Raw genomic sequence first — 18413 nt, forward strand, 5'->3', positions numbered from 1 at the left:
ACATGGCAACATTTATAGGTATCGATTATCAAACCTGGTGGTTCCTGCTGATAGGGGCTGTATTTACAGGCTATATTATTCTGGATGGTTTCGACCTGGGAGCAGGGGCGCTGCACCTTTTCTTTAACAAAGAGGAAAGCCGCCGCATTGCCCTCAACGCCATTGGCCCCGTATGGGATGGCAACGAGGTGTGGATAGTTATTGGCGGCGGGGCGTTGTTCGCGGGCTTTCCCGAAGTTTATGCTACCATGCTTTCGGCATTTTATATACCCTTTATGCTGTTTTTGGTAGCCATTATTTTCAGGGCGATATCCATCGAGTTCAGGAGCAAGGAGCCCATGGCCTGGTGGCGTAAGATGTGGGATGTAAGCTACTCCATATCAAGCGCGCTGATAGCTTTTTTATTGGGGATAATATTAGGCAACGTAACCCAGGGCATCAACATGGGGGCTGATCATGTTTTTCGAGGCAGCTTTACCGAGTTTTTAAACCCCTACGCTTTGCTTACCGGTGTTACCACCCTGGCCCTGCTAATGATGCACGGCTCTATTTACCTGGTAATGAAAACCGAGAACCGTATGTACACCAAGCTTACCATGATGGTGCGTAACACTACCATTTTCTTTGTGATAATGATACTGCTTACCTCGTTCTATACCCTGCTATACCTGCCACACATGGCCGCCGTGATACGCCGCTACCCCGAGCTGTTTTTTGTACCGGTGCTGATGGTGCTGGCCATCGCCAACATCACCCGGCAAATTACCAAGCGCAAGTACATGTTCGCCTTTATATCATCAGCCGTAACTATAAGCCTGTTGATGGTGCTGGTAGCTATGGAGCTATACCCTAATATGCTGCTCTCCAAACAAAGCGCGGCCTATCACCTCACGGTTTACAATGCCGCATCGTCACAAAAAACGTTGGGCATCATGCTCACCGTAGCCGCCATTGGCGTACCACTGGTGGCAGGTTACACCACCTTTGTTTTCATGACGTTTAAGGGCAAGGTGGAGCTGGATGAGATGAGCTATTGAGGCCACCTATTTTTTTGACAGTACACCTATACCAAAACCACTATCTTTAGTCATTGAAAAACATCTCTATCTCATGACTAAAAGAATACTGGAAGTATGCGCGTTCAATGCACAATCGTGCGTAATTGCCGAGCGTGCGGGAGCAGCACGGGTTGAGCTTTGCGATAACCCTATTGAGGGTGGCACTACGCCCAGCTATGGCACTATCAGGCAGGCGCGCGAAAGTGTTGGTATCGATATTTATCCTATCATAAGGCCACGGTCAGGCAACTATTATTATAGCGATGAGGAGTATGCCATCATCAAAAAGGATATAGAAATTTGCAAGGAATTAGGCTGCAACGGTATATCAGTAGGTACGCAAACCATTGGTGCCGAAATTGATACCGAATGGCTTAAACGTATTGTTGAATGGGCCGGTCCGCTGGGTGTTACCTGCAACCGCGCCTTTGATGGCACGCCCGATCCATTCAAGGCTCTTGAAGATATTATTGCCTGCGGATGCGAGCGTGTGCTTACATCAGGGCAAGCCAGCGCCGCGCCGGATGCGGGTGAGTTGCTGGGCAAACTGGTTGAACAGGCTGCCGGGCGCATCATCATTATGCCGGGCGCAGGGGTAAAATCAGTAAACCTGCAAAAATTGATAGAAGAAAGCAACGCTACCGAGTATCATTCCTCGGCACGTATGGTGGCCGAAAATCCGCTTACGTATATCAATACACAAATAAGCGATTATGGTAATGTATACATCGCTAACGAAGCCGAAGTTGCCCGCATGGTAGCTGTTTTGAACAACAATTAATTTTTTGATCTATATACATAAACAACGATATGGGAAAGCTTATCGACGATTTTAACGACTATCGTACCAAAATGAACGACCGTATAATGGATACGGCCAACACCAATATAAAACGCTTTTTCGCCTTAGATACCACTACGTATGCTGATGGCGCGCTTGATGTTAAAACCAAGGAGATGCTTGGCCTGGTAGCATCAATGGTATTGCGTTGCGATGATTGTATTAAATACCACCTCGGCAAATGCCATGAGGCTGGCGTAAAGCACGACGAAATGAACGAAATATTCATGATAGCCAACCTGGTAGGTGGGTCAATCGTGATACCGCATTACCGCCGCGCGGTTGAGTACTGGGATGAACTGAACGAAGCAACCGTTTAACCCGCCATCAATTGACCGGCAGCAAAACCACATCGCGCGTATGGGCCATGTTCAGGCAAAACAAGCTTGCCGCGGGTGGGCTTGTGTTTATTTTGCTGAGTATTGTTGCCGCTACTTTGGGCTATTTAATTATGCCCGATGATACACCGCTGGCCAACAACATGTCGGTACAGTTGAGTGTGAAACACCCGGGCGCGGGCTTTATGCTGCTGCGTATTAAAAAAGCCGAGAGGGTTGATACGGTCAATATTTTCAGCAAGATGATATTTGGCCAGCCCGATGCCTACCGTGAGGTACCCATAACGGGCTATCATTTTAAGGCTGATTCCATTTATGTGGATGAATACATTGGCGATGAGGATGCGCCCGAAAAGCATGCCTACAATATTTTTGAGGTGTACACGGGGCAAAAACCGGTTTACAAGAATGGGCTTGTAAATTTCGTGCTGCCAAATGGCAAACAGCAACAGGTTAACGCGGGCGATGCCATTTACAAACGCGTAAGTGATGAAATATCCGGCAGGCAAATTATAACCCGCACGTTTATTTTAGGCAGTGATATTTACGGTCGTGATGTGCTGAGCCGTGCTATTTTAGGCGCGCGGGTATCATTGGCGGTAGGTTTTTTGGCAGTGCTCATCAGCCTCATCATCGGTGTATTGATTGGTGCCGCGGCAGGTTATTTTGGCGGTTGGGTTGATGCCGTACTAAGCTGGGTGATGAATATTTTATGGTCGTTACCGGCGTTGCTGCTGGTTATCGCCATATCTTTCGCACTGGGTAAGGGCATGTGGCAAATATTTGTGGCCGTGGGCTTATCCATGTGGGTAGAGGTAGCGCGCCTGGTACGCGGACAGGTACTGGCCGTTAAACGTTTAGAATATGTGGAGGCCGCCCGAGCGCTGGGCTTTTCGCACAGGCGTATTATCATCAAACATATACTGCCCAACATATCGGGCCCGGTGCTGGTTATCGCGGCATCCAACTTCGCCTCGGCTATTTTGCTGGAGTCGGGGCTGAGTTTTTTGGGCTTTGGTGCGCAGCCGCCCATGCCTACCTGGGGCGGTATGATCAAGGAGCATTATGGCTATATTGTGATGGATGCCGCTTACCTGGCCATCATCCCCGGGTTGGCTATTATGCTCACGGTTTTCGCTTTTAACCTGCTAACTACAGGCTTACGGGATGCCTTTGATATTAAATCGCAGAATATACGTATATAATACATATATTTTATATTTTAGCCTTACACCCTCGTGACACTAACATGCCGCCAAACGAAACAAATTCAGGCGAAGATGAATTGATCCGATTACTGCTTAAAAGGCAATCGGAGCTAAATTCGTTATTGGAGCTTACCAGGGCCATAAATAAAAATATAGCCACCCCGGTACTCATCCAAATGCTGGAGGTAATTTGCCGTAATTACCTGCAAATAGGCAAGTTGCGCTTTTTAATAGCCGAGGGCAATAACTACATCTGCATATCAAAATATGGAGGAACCTTTGAGCCTACCGGCGAATTATATAAAGCCTGCAAGCATCTTAAAAAGATAAAAGAACCCGCCTCGCTCGAAGGCATTGTGCACCCGGTACTTGCAAAATACGATTACTTTATACCCATCTATCAAAAAAATAAGGCTATTGCCTATGCCCTTATCGGCGATTTTAACTCGCCTGATGATATGGTGAGTAACGACCTTAACTTTATGCAAACCATTATCAACGTGGTATTGGTGGCATTGGAGAATAAAAAATTGTTTAAGGAGCGACTGGAATCTGAGCGTTTTCAACGGGAGATGGAGCTTGCCGCCGAGATGCAGAATATGCTGATACCGGTACAATCATACACCGATGATCATATTGACCTTAGTGCCCGCTATCTGCCTCACCAAAACGTTGGCGGCGATTACTTTGACTTTGTGCAGGTGAACGATCACGAATACTTGTGGTGTATTGCCGATGTATCGGGCAAGGGAATATCGGCGGCCTTACTGATGGCTAACTTTCAGGCCAGTTTGCGTGCATGGGTATCGGTTGAGGATGACTTGGCGGCTATTGTAGAAAAGCTTAACCAGATAGTTTTGCGTAATACCAAAGGCGAAAAATTCATCACGCTGTTCATCGCCATATACAACCACGAAACACGTAAGCTCACTTATGTTAACGCGGGGCATAACCCGGCCATACTGTATCTCAATGGCGAGGCTACGCTACTTAAGGCAGGTACCACCATTATTGGCGCATTTGATGAATTGCCCTTTATTAATCCCGGTGAAATGCAGATAGAACCCGGTTCGCTGATATTTAATTATACCGACGGCTTGCTTGACCGGGAAATAGAAACAGCGAAAATATGGAACGAAGATCGCTTGCTATCCACTGTAAAAAAACACGGCAAACTATCAGCCGAGAAATTCAACCAGGCCATACTTCACCACGTTGATCACCACGTAAAGGCCAAACCGATAGATGATATTACGGTGCTGACCTTGAAGTTTAAATAGATTATTACCGGCTCTTTACACGATAGTATACTAACCTTACCTTATAACAATCATCTTGAAACCGATACTGCTTCTTAATTTTTTGCTATGCATAGTCAACCCATTATTAGATGCTGTTGAAAGCGGACTTCGTTCCAATCATTATACAAACAAGCATTTGTTTACGGCAGACAGCAAAACCTACATTGACGAAGATTTTGATCTGTTCTTTAAAAAATTCAAAACACAATCTTCAACACAGCTTTCAAGAATTGTATTCCCGCTAAAATCAGTTTATATATCGCATGATGAGGAAACGGTTGAGCACACCAACAGAAGTGATTGGAAATTCAGCAATTTTGATACGATCAAAAAACTTATCACTAAAAAATCAAAGGTATCTAATGACAGGGTCGATGTAGTATTGGCCATTGAAGATACCGGCGTACACGTGATATATCATTTTGAGAAAAGGAAAGGTTTGTGGTGGCTTATAAAAACAACAGATGGCTCTACCTGATGCATATTGAATTATGCACTACAGCATATTTGTAATACATAATTCAATAAATATTCAGCTCAATAGATCACCCGGCCCAGCCTTCCCTGTCCAAACTACGGAAGTGGATGGCTTCGGCTAAATGCTCCAAATGTATTTCTTCGCTGCCTGCAAGGTCGGCAATGGTGCGCGCTACTTTCAGTATACGGTCATACGCACGTGCCGAAAGGCCGAGTTTCTCCATCGCTTTTTTAAGCAGGTTTTGTCCGGCGGCATCAATCTTACATATATCACGCACCATTTGCGGACTCATCTGCGCGTTAGCATGCAGATCGGGTTTGCTGCCAAAGCGCTCTATCTGCCTGTCGCGGGCTTTAATAACCCGTTCGCGGATGTCCCCGCTTTTTTCAGCCAGGCGATCTGAGGCCAGTTCGTTGAAATTCACCGGCGTAACTTCCACATGCAGGTCTATCCTGTCCAGCAACGGACCCGATATTTTGCTCATGTATTTCTGTACCGTTCCGGGCGGGCAAACACATTCCTTTTCGGGGTGATTATAATAACCGCAAGGGCATGGGTTCATGCTGGCTATCAGCATAAAGCTTGATGGGTAATCAACCGTGAATTTGGCGCGCGATATGGTGATACGTCGTTCCTCCAAAGGCTGGCGCATTACCTCCAATACGCTGCGCTTAAACTCAGGCAATTCGTCCAGAAACAATACGCCATTATGCGCCAGCGATATTTCGCCCGGCTGTGGGTTGCCACCGCCGCCAACCAAAGCCACATCACTCACGGTATGGTGTGGCGAACGGAACGGCCTTGCTGTTACCAGCGCGTCGGCAGCCGAAAGTTTGCCCGCTACCGAGTGTATCTTGGTAGTTTCGAGCGATTCGTGCAGGGTTAATGGCGGCAGTATGGATGGCAGCCTTTTGGCCAGCATGGTTTTACCCGCCCCCGGCGGACCGATCAGTATCACATTATGCCCGCCTGCCGCGGCTATTTCGAGGGCGCGTTTAATATTTTCCTGGCCACGTACGTCGCTAAAATCGCTGTCGTAATTGCTCAGGCTATCGTAGAATTCCTCGCGGGTATTTACTACCTCACGCTTTAGCTGCTCATCGCCATTAAAAAAATTGGCAACCTCACGTATGTTCTCCACGCCGTAAACTTCAAGTTCGTTTACAATGGCTGCCTCACGGGCGTTTTGTTTAGGCAGGATGAAACCCTTAAAGCCCTCCTTACGTGCCTGAATGGCGATAGGCAAAGCACCCTTTATGGGTTGCAAACCACCATCGAGCGATAGCTCACCCATGATCAGGTATTTATCCAACTCCTCAGTTTCTATCTGGCCCGAGGCCGCTAAGATGGCCGTAGCAATGGTCATATCATACGCCGAACCTTCCTTGCGGATATCGGCCGGAGCCATGTTAACTACCACCTGCTGGCGCGGCATTTTATAGCCGCAGTTTTTCAGGGCCGATTCAATGCGGTAATAGCTCTCCTTAACCGCGTTATCGGGCAGACCCACAATAAAGTATTTTGTACCCGGTGCAATGTTCACCTCAACGGTGATAGTGATGGCCTGAATGCCATATACCGAGCTGCCGAAAGTTTTAACCAACACGTATTTATTAAGATTTTAGGTATGCAAATATATAGCTGGTTGTTACACCAGTGTTGTTGTCAAAGTTATTTATCCTTATTTACAATTTCGTAATCGGCCAGTAAATTCACATTCGGGTCAACGATCAGTTCACCCGCTTGCGTTGGCGCGGCAATGTTGAGGTCGAGTGCTTTGTCTTTCATTTCGGCGGTAAAGTTGGTGCTGCCTATTTTTAGATCGACCTTAAGTTGATAAACCTGCGGCTGCAACTGCTCAATATGCAGGTGAATGCCATGATTGGTTTTATCAGTTTCGTAACTGATGCGCAACCTGGGGTGACTTGCCGTGTACAGCCACTGCTTAAAAAACCGTTCCAGGTTTTGGTTGCCTGCCTTTTCCATCACCGTACGGAAGTTTTCGGTACCGGCATTGCCGTTTTTGTAGGTGCTGTAGTATGTGCGTATACCTTTTATAAAGGCGGCATCGCCCAATTGGTGGCGTAGCATGTGCAGCACCCAGCTTGCCTTTTGGTAGCTGTTAGTGTTAAGCAGGTTGATGTCGGCCTTCTCGGTCGTAGTATCAACCACAGGGGTAAGGCGCTCCTTTTCAAAGGCGAATATACCCGTGCGGTCGGTTATCATGCGCTTGCGCAAACTATCCGCGCCGTACTTATGCTCGTGATAATAATGCGTAAAATAGGTAGCGAAGCCCTCGCTCAGCCAAACATGGGCTACGGCACTTTCGGTAGCGGCATCGCCAAACCATTGGTGGGCAACCTCGTGTGCCACCAGTGCTTCAATGGCCTTATCGTTCACCGAATTTTCGTAGTAAAAAATATTGCTGGCGTTCTCCATACCACCAAAAATGGTTTTTGATTGCACGTTGGCCAGTTTTTTATAAGCATACGGGCCTATCTGCTGGTTATAGAAATTCAGTATCTCTGGCGCGCAGGAGTACGCCTTAAATCCGTTGGCCTTATCCTGTTTAAAGGTGTAGGCATTTACGGGTACCTGGTTCACAAACTCGGGCGTGCTGATGGCGAAATCGGCCACGCCGATAACCATTACCTTGGTTGATACGGGTACATCCTCGTGCCAGTGGGTAGTTTTGTTACTTCCGCTTTGCTTTTCGCTTAGCTTTAAACCATTGGCTACAACGCTGTAATGGGCTGGCGCGGTAACAATAAAATCTACACCGGCCTTATCGGCCACATCATCAACACAAGGCAACCACTTACGCGCACGGCGCAGCCAGTTATCGCCGAAAAAGGTACGGTCGCCATATTTGTTTTGGGAGATGATGAGCCCATCGGCAGGTATACCGTTGTAGATAATGCGATACATATGATTTGTGCCTGATTTGGCTGTGGTTTTTATCACCAGCTTACCATCAGCATGTACATAGGGTAGCTTTTTGGCGCCCTCGGTAACGCCGAGTACCTGCATACCTTTACCCGTAGCTGTCTTACCATCCAGATCGAGCGTTATTGAATTTACATCGCGGCATAAGGCCAACTGTACATCGGCACGGCCTTTTATCTCGTCGGTTTGGTCGCTCAGGGTGATGTTGAACGTGTAATGCTGCACATCAACAGCCGAACCGGGCATCTGGGCTTTGAGTTGTACGCTACCGCAAAGCAGCGCTATTGGGAGTAGGTATTTATACATGGGGCAATTAATAGCGGTAATAATAAGCATATCAATTTACATATATAAATTCATCGGGCACTATTCCTCGCCTATGTATTTCTGATCTATCTGCTTATTGGCCTTGGCGCCCAGTTTCTTGATCTTTTCGGCAGTGATGGTGAGGTTACCACGACCATCGGCCAGTTTGTTCAGGGCCTTATCATAAGCATCCTGGCTTTGCTTTATGTTTTTGCCGATGCTTTCCATATCGGTTACAAAGCCTACAAACTTATCGTACATCTCGCCGCTCAGGCGTGCAATTTCCAATACGTTACGGTTTTGGCGCTCCTGTTTCCACATGCTGGCAATGGTGCGCAGCGTAGCCAGCAGGGTTGATGGGCTCACAATCACCACACGCTTATCCCAGGCATCACTAAACAACTCGGCATCTATCTGCACGGCTATGCTGAACGATGATTCGATAGGGATGAACAGCAACACAAAATCGGGCGAGTTGATCTGGTACAGATCGTGATAGTTTTTTGACGACAGGTTGTGCACATGGCTCCTGATGGATTCGATATGCGCCTTTGAGTACAGCTTGCGTTCTTCCTCGCTCTCGCTGTTCACCAAGCGCTCGTATGCAACCAGTGATACCTTAGAGTCGATGATCAGGTGTTTTTCGTCCGGCAGGTCGATCACCACGTCGGGTTGCAGACGGGTATTTTCGGTGGTGGTCATGCTGGCCTGCATGCGGTATTCCTGATCCTTCACCAGTCCCGAACGCTCCAGCACGCGCTCCAGTATCACCTCGCCCCAGTTGCCCTGGCGCTTGTTATCGCCTTTCAGGGCTTTAGTCAGGTTTTGGGCTTCGTCGCTTATCTGGCGGTTAAGTTCCATCAGTTGGGTAATAACACCTTTAAGGGTATTACGCTCGGCGGCTTCCATGTTATAAACCTTATCAACCTTTTCCTCAAACACCTTCAGGTTCTCCTTTAGCGGCCCCAGTATATGGTCGAGGTTGTTTTTATTTACGTCGATAAATTCCTTTGATTTTTCTTTCAGCAGCTTTTCAGCCACGTTCTCAAACTCACGCTGAAAATGCTGGCGGGTTTGCTCAATGTCTGATTTTTGCTCCTGTAATTTTTCCTGCTGCGCCTTAAAGTATGAGCGTGCGCTCTCTAACGATTGATTGGCCTGTGCCAGTTTTTCGCGCTCCTTCACCAGCTCAGCGGCCAGGCGATCTTTTTCTTCACGTAAAAACAGGGTTATATTTTCCTTTTCGGTGGCCAGGCCTATGGCTTTTTCTTCGGCTTTGGCTAAGGCTACGCGTAGGGCATCCACCTCGTTTTTAAGGCGCACCAATTCATCAGTACTGATAACATCAACCTTGGGCTTTTTAATAAACAGCAACACCGCCACAAGCAAAATAACAACGGCAACAACAACTAAAACAACAGGCATCATTTTGATAAAAATATTAGCAAAACGAAGGTAGCAAATTTTTAAAAAGATATTGCTAATTTGAGCACAAACTTGAATGGAATCCATCAAGCAATAGAAATCATATTACCTTTTTCAATAATATTTAAACCTTATTCACCATGAGTTTCTCCAAGCCCAACATAAGAAATTTCGACTATGTGCAAATATGCTTGCATCGAACGTATGATGCGATTAATGAAATAAGAATTTTGTCAAAAGAGAGGCTTAATCATGCAGAGGTGAAGCTTATAGAACATGGCCCTTTAGTGAAATATGCCCGGGCATTACATTATGTATTTGTCCTTGAATATACCAAACTTTTCGAAGCAAAGAAAAAAGGGGAAAGTAGTCAACACTTGGCCAGTTTAGAAAAATTAAGTCATGCGATATTATATCATTTTGGATCAAATTTTCAACCAACTCATGATATTGTGATAAAAAAGATAGATGAAATCCGAGAAACTGTATTCTTTAAAAAAATTCTAAAAGATAGAGATTCAAAGTATGCTCATAGTGATGCAAATGACATTAATCCATATTCATTCACTTCCTTTGACGATGATGATATCGATACTGCTTTGCATCATCTTGAACTAATTAAGATTATAAATAGTTATTGTACATCGGCTTTCAAATTTGAATTCATCTTTGATCATGATGATGATCGTACTGATAATTTCATAGTTTTTCAATCAAAATACCAAGATTTCTATTTTAAAAACAGGAAATTTTCCGACCTATAAATACATACCACTCGGTGCCAAAGCCATAGATCTTTACTAAAGACAAGATTTTAATTCCGATACGAAATGTCTTTAAGTTATCGCCATTAAAGACAATCTATTGTTTAACTCAATCATCACTCCGACTTCAAACTCTTAACCGGATTAATAAGCGCCGCCTTTATGCTCTGGTAACTAACCGTTAGCAAAGTAATGCTTATGGCACCGGCGGCGGTGAGGGCAAATATCCACCATGATAGTTCGGCGTGGTATTGGTATTTCTGCAACCAATCGCCCATGTTGTAATAGCCTATCGGTACGGCTATGGCTATCGAGATCACTACCAGCAATATAAAATCTGTCGACATTAAAACCCACAGGTTAAATACCGTCGCGCCCAATACCTTACGGATGCCCAGTTCCTTACTGCGCTGCTCGGCCATGAATGATGCCATGCCGAACAAGCCCATGCAGCTTATAAATATGGCCAGTATGGTGAAAAAGCCTGCCAGTTTGCCGGTACGCTCCTCGGTGGCGAATTTTTGGGCGTACTCCTCATCAGTAAACTTATAATCAAACGGACTACCCGGATCATATTCCTTAAACTTCGCTTCAACAGCGGCCAGGGCGTCATGCGTACCCATCTTAGGGTTCAGCCTTATAATAATATTGCCCGGGTAGTTCATCGGCACAAATAAGGCTGTTTTTACAGGGAGGTATGGCGATGTCATGATCATATCCTTAACCACGCCAATAACGGTGAGCTTTACATCATCGTTACTGATAATTTCGCCCACGGCATGTTTAAAGCCCATGAATTTTGCCGAGGCCTCGTTGATTATAACAGCTGTTGAGTCCGACGCCTTGCCCGGGATGAAATCGCGCCCTTCGATGATCTTCCAGCCCGCGGTGTGGCCATAGGTAGGGCTTACGGTTATAAAAGCGAAATCATCCTGCATAGCTGCCGTTTTGCCGCGCCAGTTGTAGCCGCTTTGGTTGCTGAAAATACTCGTCATGGGGCTCATTGATTCGGCCATGTCGGTAATAACATGCTTTTGTATCAGCTCGTCGCGCACGGCATCAAAGTGCTTATGTATATCATCGGTATAAATATAAACCTGTACCAGGCCGGTGCGCTCATACCCAACCGGGCGATCTTTAGTGAATTGCACCTGCCTGAAAACTACCAGGGTGCCAATTATCAGCGTTACAGACACCGTAAACTGCGCCACCACCAATATCTTGCGGGGCAATGCCGCAAACCGGCCTGCCTTAAAAGTACCCTTAAGCACCTTAACAGGCTGAAATGACGACAGGTAAAATGCCGGATAACTGCCCGCTACCAAACCGGTAAACAGGCTGAAGCCTAAACTTAATATCCAAAACAGCGGGTTAGCCCATGGCAGCGTTAATTGCTTACCCGCAACCAGGTTAAACCAGGGCAATACCATCATTACAATAACCAGCGAAAACATAAAAGCGATAAGGCTGATGAGTATGGCCTCGCTCAAAAACTGAACGATCAGCTGGGCACGCAGTGAGCCTACGGTTTTGCGGATGCCTACCTCTTTGGCCCGCTTTTCGGAACGGGCGGTGCTCAGGTTCATGAAGTTGATGCAGGCCAGCAGCAGCACGAATATGCCTATCAGCCCAAACATTTTAACAAACTGGATATTGCCGCCGGTATTTACGCCATCCTTAAACTCCGAATACAAATGCCACTTGCTCATGGGATGCAGAAAAACAGCCGGCTTGAACGATGCACCCACCAGATCGCCCTGCTCTTTCAGGTATTTCATCCTGATGTTTTTTATCTGCTTGTTAAACTTATCAACATCAACCCCATCCTTAAGTTGAGCGAATACCTGGAACGAGTTATTACCCCATTGTGTAGCCGCCCTTTTTAACCAGGGCTCGGTAGTTATGTACAGATCCCAGGGGGCTATCAATTCCAGATCGTGCAATGAGGTATTCGATGGCATATCCTCATAAACACCGCTAACCTTAACAGCATACTTGTTGTTAAGCTTCAGCATTTTAAACATAGGGTCTGCATCACCAAAGAGGGATTTGGCCAGCCGCTGCGATATTATTATAGATGATGGATCTTTCAACCCATCCCGATTACCCTTAACCATTTTGAGGCTCAGTATCTCGGTTATTTCGGCCTGTATGTAGTTGCCCTGGGCCAACAGCTTTTTATCGCCAAAGGTTACCGTATAGTTTGATGGCCAGCTGGCCAATGCTACGTTCTTAAAAACATCTTTGTAATCGCTCCTGAAAAGCGTACCTAACGGCATCGGCACGGCATTTTGTGTACCCGTTGTGCCATTTATGGTTTGATGCTGTAGTACCTGAACTACGTTATCATAATTATCGTGATACTTATCATAGTTAAGTTCATCCCATATCCATATACCAATAAGCATGGCCACGCCAATACCCACGGCAAGGCCGGTTACATTTATAAAGGTATGCGCCTTATTTTTCAATAGGTTGCGCCAGGCTATTTTAATATAATTTTTAAGCATAGGATGTTTTGCTTAAGGGTGATAATGTTACTCAGTTACTCACCAATGTTTTAACCAAGCGAATGCCAAATGTTAAAACGCAATGAAAATCAATAAGTTATATAAAATTAAAAATAATCAGGCGTTCGTTATCGAACAATTTATGTTCGATAACGTACCGCCGGGCAAGGCTTTATACTGGCCGATAAGTATTATTAATTCTCCACGAAAAAGCGATCGTTTATCATTAAAGATCGTGCTTTTTAGTACGAAAACATCGGCGCTAAGCTAAAAAAGTATTATAATAGCGGTTTGTAACCTCAATGGGATGCATAGTTTACCGGTATAGGCCAAATAATGGTTTATTAACGCTAATATTTTTTAAAAACGATCAATGAATAAGTTATTTACTTGTGTAGCCCTGCTTATGCTGGGTGTTGGCACATCCTTCGCGCAAATGGGGCAAACTCCGGGTGCACCGGTAACGCTGCCTATGCTATTTCCAACTCCGCAATCGATTGAGCTGGGTAAGGGAGCCATGGTTTTAGGCCGATCAACCACGCTGATAATTGCCCCCGGCACCGAAACCGGTACGGTTGATCTGGTACGTGCCGCCCTTAGATTGGCAGGGGTAAAAACTATTACTACGGCGCAAAAGTTGCCTTCGGTTACTGATGGTATTTATGTAGTAATTGGCACAGTTAAATCAGCAGCGGTTAACGATGCCCTAAAACAAAGCGGCACCGCTATAGATAACCATACCGAAGGGTATACCATAACCAGCATAGCCAAGGGCAACGGCGGTATTATTACCCTTGCGGGGCACGATGCTGATGGCTTGTTTCACGCGGTGCAAACCCTGCGCCAGTTGGTACAGCGTTCGGTTATTCCGGCATTGGTAATTCAGGATCATCCGGCTATGCCTATACGTGGCACCATTGAAGGTTTTTACGGCGCGCCGTGGACCATGGAGAACCGCAGCAAACACCTCGACTTTTTAGCCGGTGTTAAGGCCAACACTTATGTATACAGCCCTAAAGACGACCCTTATGCCCGCGACCGCTGGCGCGAGGATTATCCGAAGAACACCCTTGCCGAGCTGGGCAAACTGGTAGCAACGGCACAGCGTAACCATATCAACTTTGTTTATGCTGTATCACCGGGACCAACGGTTTGTTTTTCTGACCCTGCTGAGCTGAAACTGATAGAGCGTAAGTTCGAAGCATTACGTTCGATAGGGGTACACAACTTTTATGTAGCCCTTGATGATATAGAATATACCAAATGGAATTGCGATAAGGATAAAGCCGCCTTTGGCGAGCCAGGCGCCGAAGCGGCGGGTGTGGCGCAAGCCAAATTCCTGAACGCGGTGCAGGCAAGCCTTAACGCGCACGACCCAAAGGCTCAGCCCCTCATTATGGTACCTACCGAGTATTACGATGCTAAGGAAAGTCCCTACAAGGCATCCCTGCGCAAACACCTCGATCCTAAGATAGTGGTACAATGGACCGGCACCGACGTGGTGCCACCAGCCATAGCCACTACAGATGCCCAGGCGGCAACAAAGGCTTTCGGCCGTAAAACATTGTTGTGGGATAACTACCCGGTTAACGACTATGCCCAAACCACCGGCCGCCTACTGCTTGCACCCTACACCCGCCGCGAAGCGGGATTAGCTGAAGGTTTAAGCGGCATTCTATCTAACCCGATGAATCAGGAAGCTGCAAGTCGCCCGGCTGTGACCGGTGTTGTGGCCTTTGCCTGGAATGATAAGGCTTATGATGCTAACCGCACCTGGCATTTTTCGGCACGTGAACTGGCCGGTGGCGATCAACGCACTACCGCCGCCCTGCTTACCTTTTTTGATACGCAGCACATAGCGCCAACTTTTGGCAACCAGCCTTGGCAGGAGCAGGCCCCGCGCCTGAAAGCCACGCTTGATGCCGTGCGCGAAGCCATTGCCGGCGGCGATGCAGCCACCCGCAAACAAGCCATTGCCAATCTGGTAAAATGTGCTGATGATTTGGCCGCTGCATCAGATGTTATCCGTTCGGGCGTTGTTGACCCGGCTTTCGCGCAGGAAGCACGCCCGTGGTTGGATGCCCTGCAATTATGGGGCAGAGCCTTACAGCTAACCGCCGCAGGCCTTAACGCCGCCGACCAAAGCAGTCCGGCCGCTATACGTTACTTTGCCACAGCCAAAAAACTGGCTGCCGAAGCCGCGGCGATCCAATCCATTAAAGGCGCAACCCGCTTTGATGGCCCGATAAAAATTGCCGATGGCGTATTAGATACTTTTGTAGCTGATGCCCCGAAATTGATAGCTGTTGAATAATGATCTTAACAGCGACGAGATAAAAAAAGAAAAGCCCGGAAAATGTCCGGGCTTTTTTTGTGGAGAATATCATTCAAGTACATCAAATATAACATTCTACAATTCTACGATCCGATAAGATGTACTTCGACCTCCGCCTGTTTCTTTCTCCAATATGCCTTTCTCTATCAGATCCTGAATATCTCTTAACGCAGTGTCGGGAGAACTCTTTGTCATCTTAGCCCACTTGCTACTGGTTAGCTTTCCATAAAACTCATCCAATAAGGAGGTGATCATCTGTTGCTGGCGGCTATTAAATACAGTTTCTCTATGTTTATCCCAAAAACGGGTTCTCATCGCAACGGCCGATAATGTTTCTTCAGTATGCTCCATAGCAAAATAAAGGCAGTCTAAGAACCACTTAATCCAAGGTGTAATATCCAGGCTACCCTTTTGCGTTGCTTCGAGTATTTGATAATAAGCCGCTTTTTCCCTCATAATCTGTGCAGACATGCTGTAGAACCGCTGTGATGTTCCATCCGCCCGTGCGAGCAACATGTCGGTAATAGCCCGCGTTATACGACCATTACCATCGTCAAATGGATGTATAGTTACAAACCATAAATGCGCTATGGCTGCTTTCAACACCGCATCAGTATTAGTTTCAGTATTGAGCCATTGTAAAAACATATCCATTTCAGCAGATAGCCGCTCTGCCTCGGGTGCTTCAAAATGAACTTTTTCCTTACCCATGGCACCCGATACAACCTGCATAGGTCCAGCCTCGGGACTGCGCCAGTCTGCGACAGTAATCTTATGCATACCGCTTCTTCCCGTTGGGAATAGAGCAGCATGCCAATCAAATAAGCGATCTGCTGTTAAATCATCAGTATATTTCTGAGTCGCATCCAGCATCATCTCTACTACGCCATCTACGTTCCGATCAGCGGGTACAGCGCCTGCTATTTCGATACCTAATCTTCGGGCTATGGAAGACCTCACCTGGTCACTATTTAATTTTTCTCCTTCTATCTCACTGGATTTGGTAACATCCAGCGTCAGCGTATCTAACAGTGTGTTTTCCTTGAGTTTAAAACCTACTGAACTCATCATTCCTAAAATTTGCCCCTGCCGATGTCTTACTTCCCCCAAACGAACAAATATGGCTTCAGTATCCCACGTAAAAGATGGCCAACTTTTTAATTGATGTATATACATGAGTTATGGTCTATGCAGTAAATATATCTATTATTCTCCGCAAATTTGCGGAGAATATGCTTTGTATTCTCCGCATGTAGTTACATAAACATATCTAAGGAATTGCTCGACCTCAAAATAAACGGTTGAAATGAGCATAAAAAAAGCATCTACTGATTAGTAGATGCTCATGATTATTTTTGTGGAGAATATCGGAGTCGAACCGATGACCTCTTGCATGCCATGGGCTAATTGATCAATTTAAGATGGTTTTAAATAGTATTCAAAAAGCACAATATCAGATATTTAAGAGGTTTTTTAGTGTTGAAAATTCGCTTCTTTAAATCAACTTTAACTATCTTTGTTTTCTCAGGCGTTTATCTCAAACAGTGAATGATAAACCTCTTGCAATGCGGTTTGCTTGCCAGCTTATTTATAATTTTCTAATCGCTATGGAAATAGCAATTAAACCCATTCTTTGGACGTACAGAGAAATATTAGAAACTGAAAAAAATTACATTATTGGCGAACATGAGGTAAGGATACGGTTAACTCAAAACCGAATATCTAAGTACATCACAACAGGCTATAGTAGTTCAGTTAAAAATTGGGATGCCAAGACCGGTTACCCCAAATCAAGTCACCCTCATCATATCGAATTAATATCCAGGATAAAGAAAATCCTCGATGACATTGATTTTGAAATTAAATCAGCAGAGAAGATGGGGCGGCCGATTACGCATGTAGAAATCAAGGCACGCTTAACGAGCCAATCAACGCAGCCAGCAGCAGCCATTGGTAAGCCCAATAAAATTTTGGCTTATATTAAACATCTTGTCGACTATTATGATTCTGTTGATAATCCCGGTTATGCTAATGTATTCTATAACGGCAGACTTACTATTAAGAAACTCTTGAAAGGCAAGGATAAAATGTTTGTTGCCTTTACGAAAGCGGATCATGAAGCGTATGAAAAGCAGATATCAGGTACTTCAGAATCAACACAAAGTCATTACCTGCGGACTTATTACCGGATATGGAACCTTGCTATAAAGGACGGGTTGGTGACGGTCAATCACCACCCCAAAAGCTTCATTAATTTTAAAGCTTATAAACGTATCCGGACAAAGAAACGCTCGATCAAATCGGACTATTGGGAACGGATCATGAAACTAAAGCTTGCAAAAGACACCAGGATGTACCGTTCTCATTTGCTTATGCAATTCATGTATTACTCAAGAGGCATGAATTTTAATGACATGCTTAAGCTAAAGAAAGAGCAGTTTGTTAATGATGGAATTCAATACAGACGTTCGAAAAACAAGCGGCAATATGATTTTGAATTACATCCGAAAGCTGTTGATGTCATCAATACCTTCGAAATCTATTTTGAACAATCGGATGCCGGGTATATCTTCCCTTTTATTATGACAGAGCATAATACGGCGAGAAAGATCGATACCAGAATTGATTCGGCTTTGAAAGATTTTAATGAAGACTCGCAAGCGATGGCAGAAGCTGTGGGCTGGAAAAAGCGATTTACATCAAACGCTTTGAGGCACGGTTTCGCCAGTCACTTAAACGAGAAAAATGTTGATATCAAAATAATCCAGGACGCATTGGGTCATGAAACGCAAATTCAAACCCGGGTTTATCTGGACGATATTGATGACAGCGTTATTGCTAAGGCGATAAGAGAAGCATTAAAATGATTAAAACACCTGATAGAGGTGTTGACTGGATAGGAA

At 45.6% G+C, this 18413-nt stretch carries 14 protein-coding genes; 9 read left to right on the top strand and 5 right to left on the bottom strand.

Features of this window, described 5'->3' with window-relative positions:
- Window positions 1–2 precede the first annotated feature (2 nt).
- The 6 genes from cydB (at window position 3) to IM792_RS14645 (ending at window position 5224) form a co-directional block, all read left to right on the top strand.
- Window positions 3–1037, top strand: coding sequence for a cytochrome d ubiquinol oxidase subunit II (gene cydB, locus IM792_RS14620; protein WP_194102629.1), 1035 nt, complete (start codon window positions 3–5; stop codon window positions 1035–1037).
- A gap of 73 nt (window positions 1038–1110) precedes the next feature.
- A complete protein-coding gene (locus IM792_RS14625) occupies window positions 1111–1839 on the top strand; it encodes a copper homeostasis protein CutC (RefSeq protein WP_194102630.1) in 729 nt (242 codons plus the stop codon).
- Window positions 1840–1868: 29 nt separating this feature from the next.
- Complete coding sequence (locus IM792_RS14630; RefSeq protein WP_194102631.1) at window positions 1869–2219, top strand: carboxymuconolactone decarboxylase family protein; 351 nt, start codon at window positions 1869–1871, stop codon at window positions 2217–2219.
- Window positions 2220–2230: 11 nt separating this feature from the next.
- The gene (locus IM792_RS14635) at window positions 2231–3442 is read left to right on the top strand and encodes an ABC transporter permease (protein WP_228085123.1); all 1212 of its coding nucleotides are present in this window, start codon (window positions 2231–2233) and stop codon (window positions 3440–3442) included.
- 44 nt (window positions 3443–3486) lie between these two features.
- Entirely contained in the window at window positions 3487–4725 is a 1239-nt protein-coding gene (locus IM792_RS14640) for a PP2C family protein-serine/threonine phosphatase (RefSeq protein WP_194102632.1), read from the top strand.
- A gap of 157 nt (window positions 4726–4882) precedes the next feature.
- A complete protein-coding gene (locus IM792_RS14645; protein WP_194102633.1) occupies window positions 4883–5224 on the top strand; it encodes a DUF4348 domain-containing protein in 342 nt (113 codons plus the stop codon).
- A gap of 67 nt (window positions 5225–5291) precedes the next feature.
- Here IM792_RS14645 and IM792_RS14650 read toward each other — a convergent pair whose 3' ends face one another.
- From IM792_RS14650 to rmuC, 3 genes are all read right to left on the bottom strand, one after another.
- On the bottom strand, window positions 5292–6830 hold the full coding sequence (locus IM792_RS14650; RefSeq protein WP_194102634.1) for a YifB family Mg chelatase-like AAA ATPase: 1539 nt from the start codon (window positions 6828–6830) through the stop codon (window positions 5292–5294).
- 65 nt (window positions 6831–6895) lie between these two features.
- Window positions 6896–8476: a M1 family metallopeptidase gene (locus IM792_RS14655; protein ID WP_194102635.1), complete on the bottom strand. Its 1581-nt coding sequence runs from the start codon at window positions 8474–8476 to the stop codon at window positions 6896–6898.
- Window positions 8477–8536: 60 nt separating this feature from the next.
- Window positions 8537–9901, bottom strand: coding sequence for a DNA recombination protein RmuC (gene rmuC / locus IM792_RS14660; RefSeq protein WP_194102703.1), 1365 nt, complete (start codon window positions 9899–9901; stop codon window positions 8537–8539).
- A gap of 140 nt (window positions 9902–10041) precedes the next feature.
- Here rmuC and IM792_RS14665 point away from each other — a divergent pair, with 140 nt between their 5' ends.
- Window positions 10042–10665 carry a hypothetical protein gene (locus IM792_RS14665; RefSeq protein ID WP_194102636.1) on the top strand — a complete coding sequence of 208 codons (624 nt, stop codon included), beginning with the start codon at window positions 10042–10044 and terminating at the stop codon, window positions 10663–10665.
- 116 nt (window positions 10666–10781) lie between these two features.
- Here IM792_RS14665 and IM792_RS14670 read toward each other — a convergent pair whose 3' ends face one another.
- A complete protein-coding gene (locus IM792_RS14670) occupies window positions 10782–13175 on the bottom strand; it encodes an ABC transporter permease (RefSeq protein ID WP_194102637.1) in 2394 nt (797 codons plus the stop codon).
- A 373-nt stretch (window positions 13176–13548) separates the two neighbouring features.
- On the opposite strand from IM792_RS14670, the gene IM792_RS14675 reads away from it, so the two are divergent.
- Window positions 13549–15489 carry a beta-N-acetylglucosaminidase domain-containing protein gene (locus IM792_RS14675; RefSeq protein ID WP_194102638.1) on the top strand — a complete coding sequence of 647 codons (1941 nt, stop codon included), beginning with the start codon at window positions 13549–13551 and terminating at the stop codon, window positions 15487–15489.
- 96 nt (window positions 15490–15585) lie between these two features.
- On the opposite strand, the gene IM792_RS14680 is transcribed toward IM792_RS14675, so the two are convergent.
- On the bottom strand, window positions 15586–16686 hold the full coding sequence (locus tag IM792_RS14680; RefSeq protein WP_194102639.1) for a Fic family protein: 1101 nt from the start codon (window positions 16684–16686) through the stop codon (window positions 15586–15588).
- Between the two features lie 368 nt (window positions 16687–17054).
- Here IM792_RS14680 and IM792_RS14685 point away from each other — a divergent pair, with 368 nt between their 5' ends.
- Entirely contained in the window at window positions 17055–18377 is a 1323-nt protein-coding gene (locus IM792_RS14685) for a tyrosine-type recombinase/integrase (protein WP_194102640.1), read from the top strand.
- Window positions 18378–18413: the final 36 nt, after the last annotated feature.

Origin of the sequence: Mucilaginibacter sp. JRF, from assembly GCF_015223065.1 — a bacterium.
GTDB lineage: Bacteria > Bacteroidota > Bacteroidia > Sphingobacteriales > Sphingobacteriaceae > Mucilaginibacter.

Coding starts and splice junctions, on each gene's coding strand:
- cydB (WP_194102629.1), top strand. CDS start 3: ATGGCAACATTTATAGGTATCGATTATCAAACCTGGTGGTTCCTGCTG.
- IM792_RS14625 (WP_194102630.1), top strand. CDS start 1,111: ATGACTAAAAGAATACTGGAAGTATGCGCGTTCAATGCACAATCGTGC.
- IM792_RS14630 (WP_194102631.1), top strand. CDS start 1,869: ATGGGAAAGCTTATCGACGATTTTAACGACTATCGTACCAAAATGAAC.
- IM792_RS14640 (WP_194102632.1), top strand. CDS start 3,487: ATGCCGCCAAACGAAACAAATTCAGGCGAAGATGAATTGATCCGATTA.
- IM792_RS14655 (WP_194102635.1), bottom strand. CDS start 8,476: ATGTATAAATACCTACTCCCAATAGCGCTGCTTTGCGGTAGCGTACAA.
- rmuC (WP_194102703.1), bottom strand. CDS start 9,901: ATGCCTGTTGTTTTAGTTGTTGTTGCCGTTGTTATTTTGCTTGTGGCG.
- IM792_RS14665 (WP_194102636.1), top strand. CDS start 10,042: ATGAGTTTCTCCAAGCCCAACATAAGAAATTTCGACTATGTGCAAATA.
- IM792_RS14670 (WP_194102637.1), bottom strand. CDS start 13,175: ATGCTTAAAAATTATATTAAAATAGCCTGGCGCAACCTATTGAAAAAT.
- IM792_RS14675 (WP_194102638.1), top strand. CDS start 13,549: ATGAATAAGTTATTTACTTGTGTAGCCCTGCTTATGCTGGGTGTTGGC.
- IM792_RS14680 (WP_194102639.1), bottom strand. CDS start 16,686: ATGTATATACATCAATTAAAAAGTTGGCCATCTTTTACGTGGGATACT.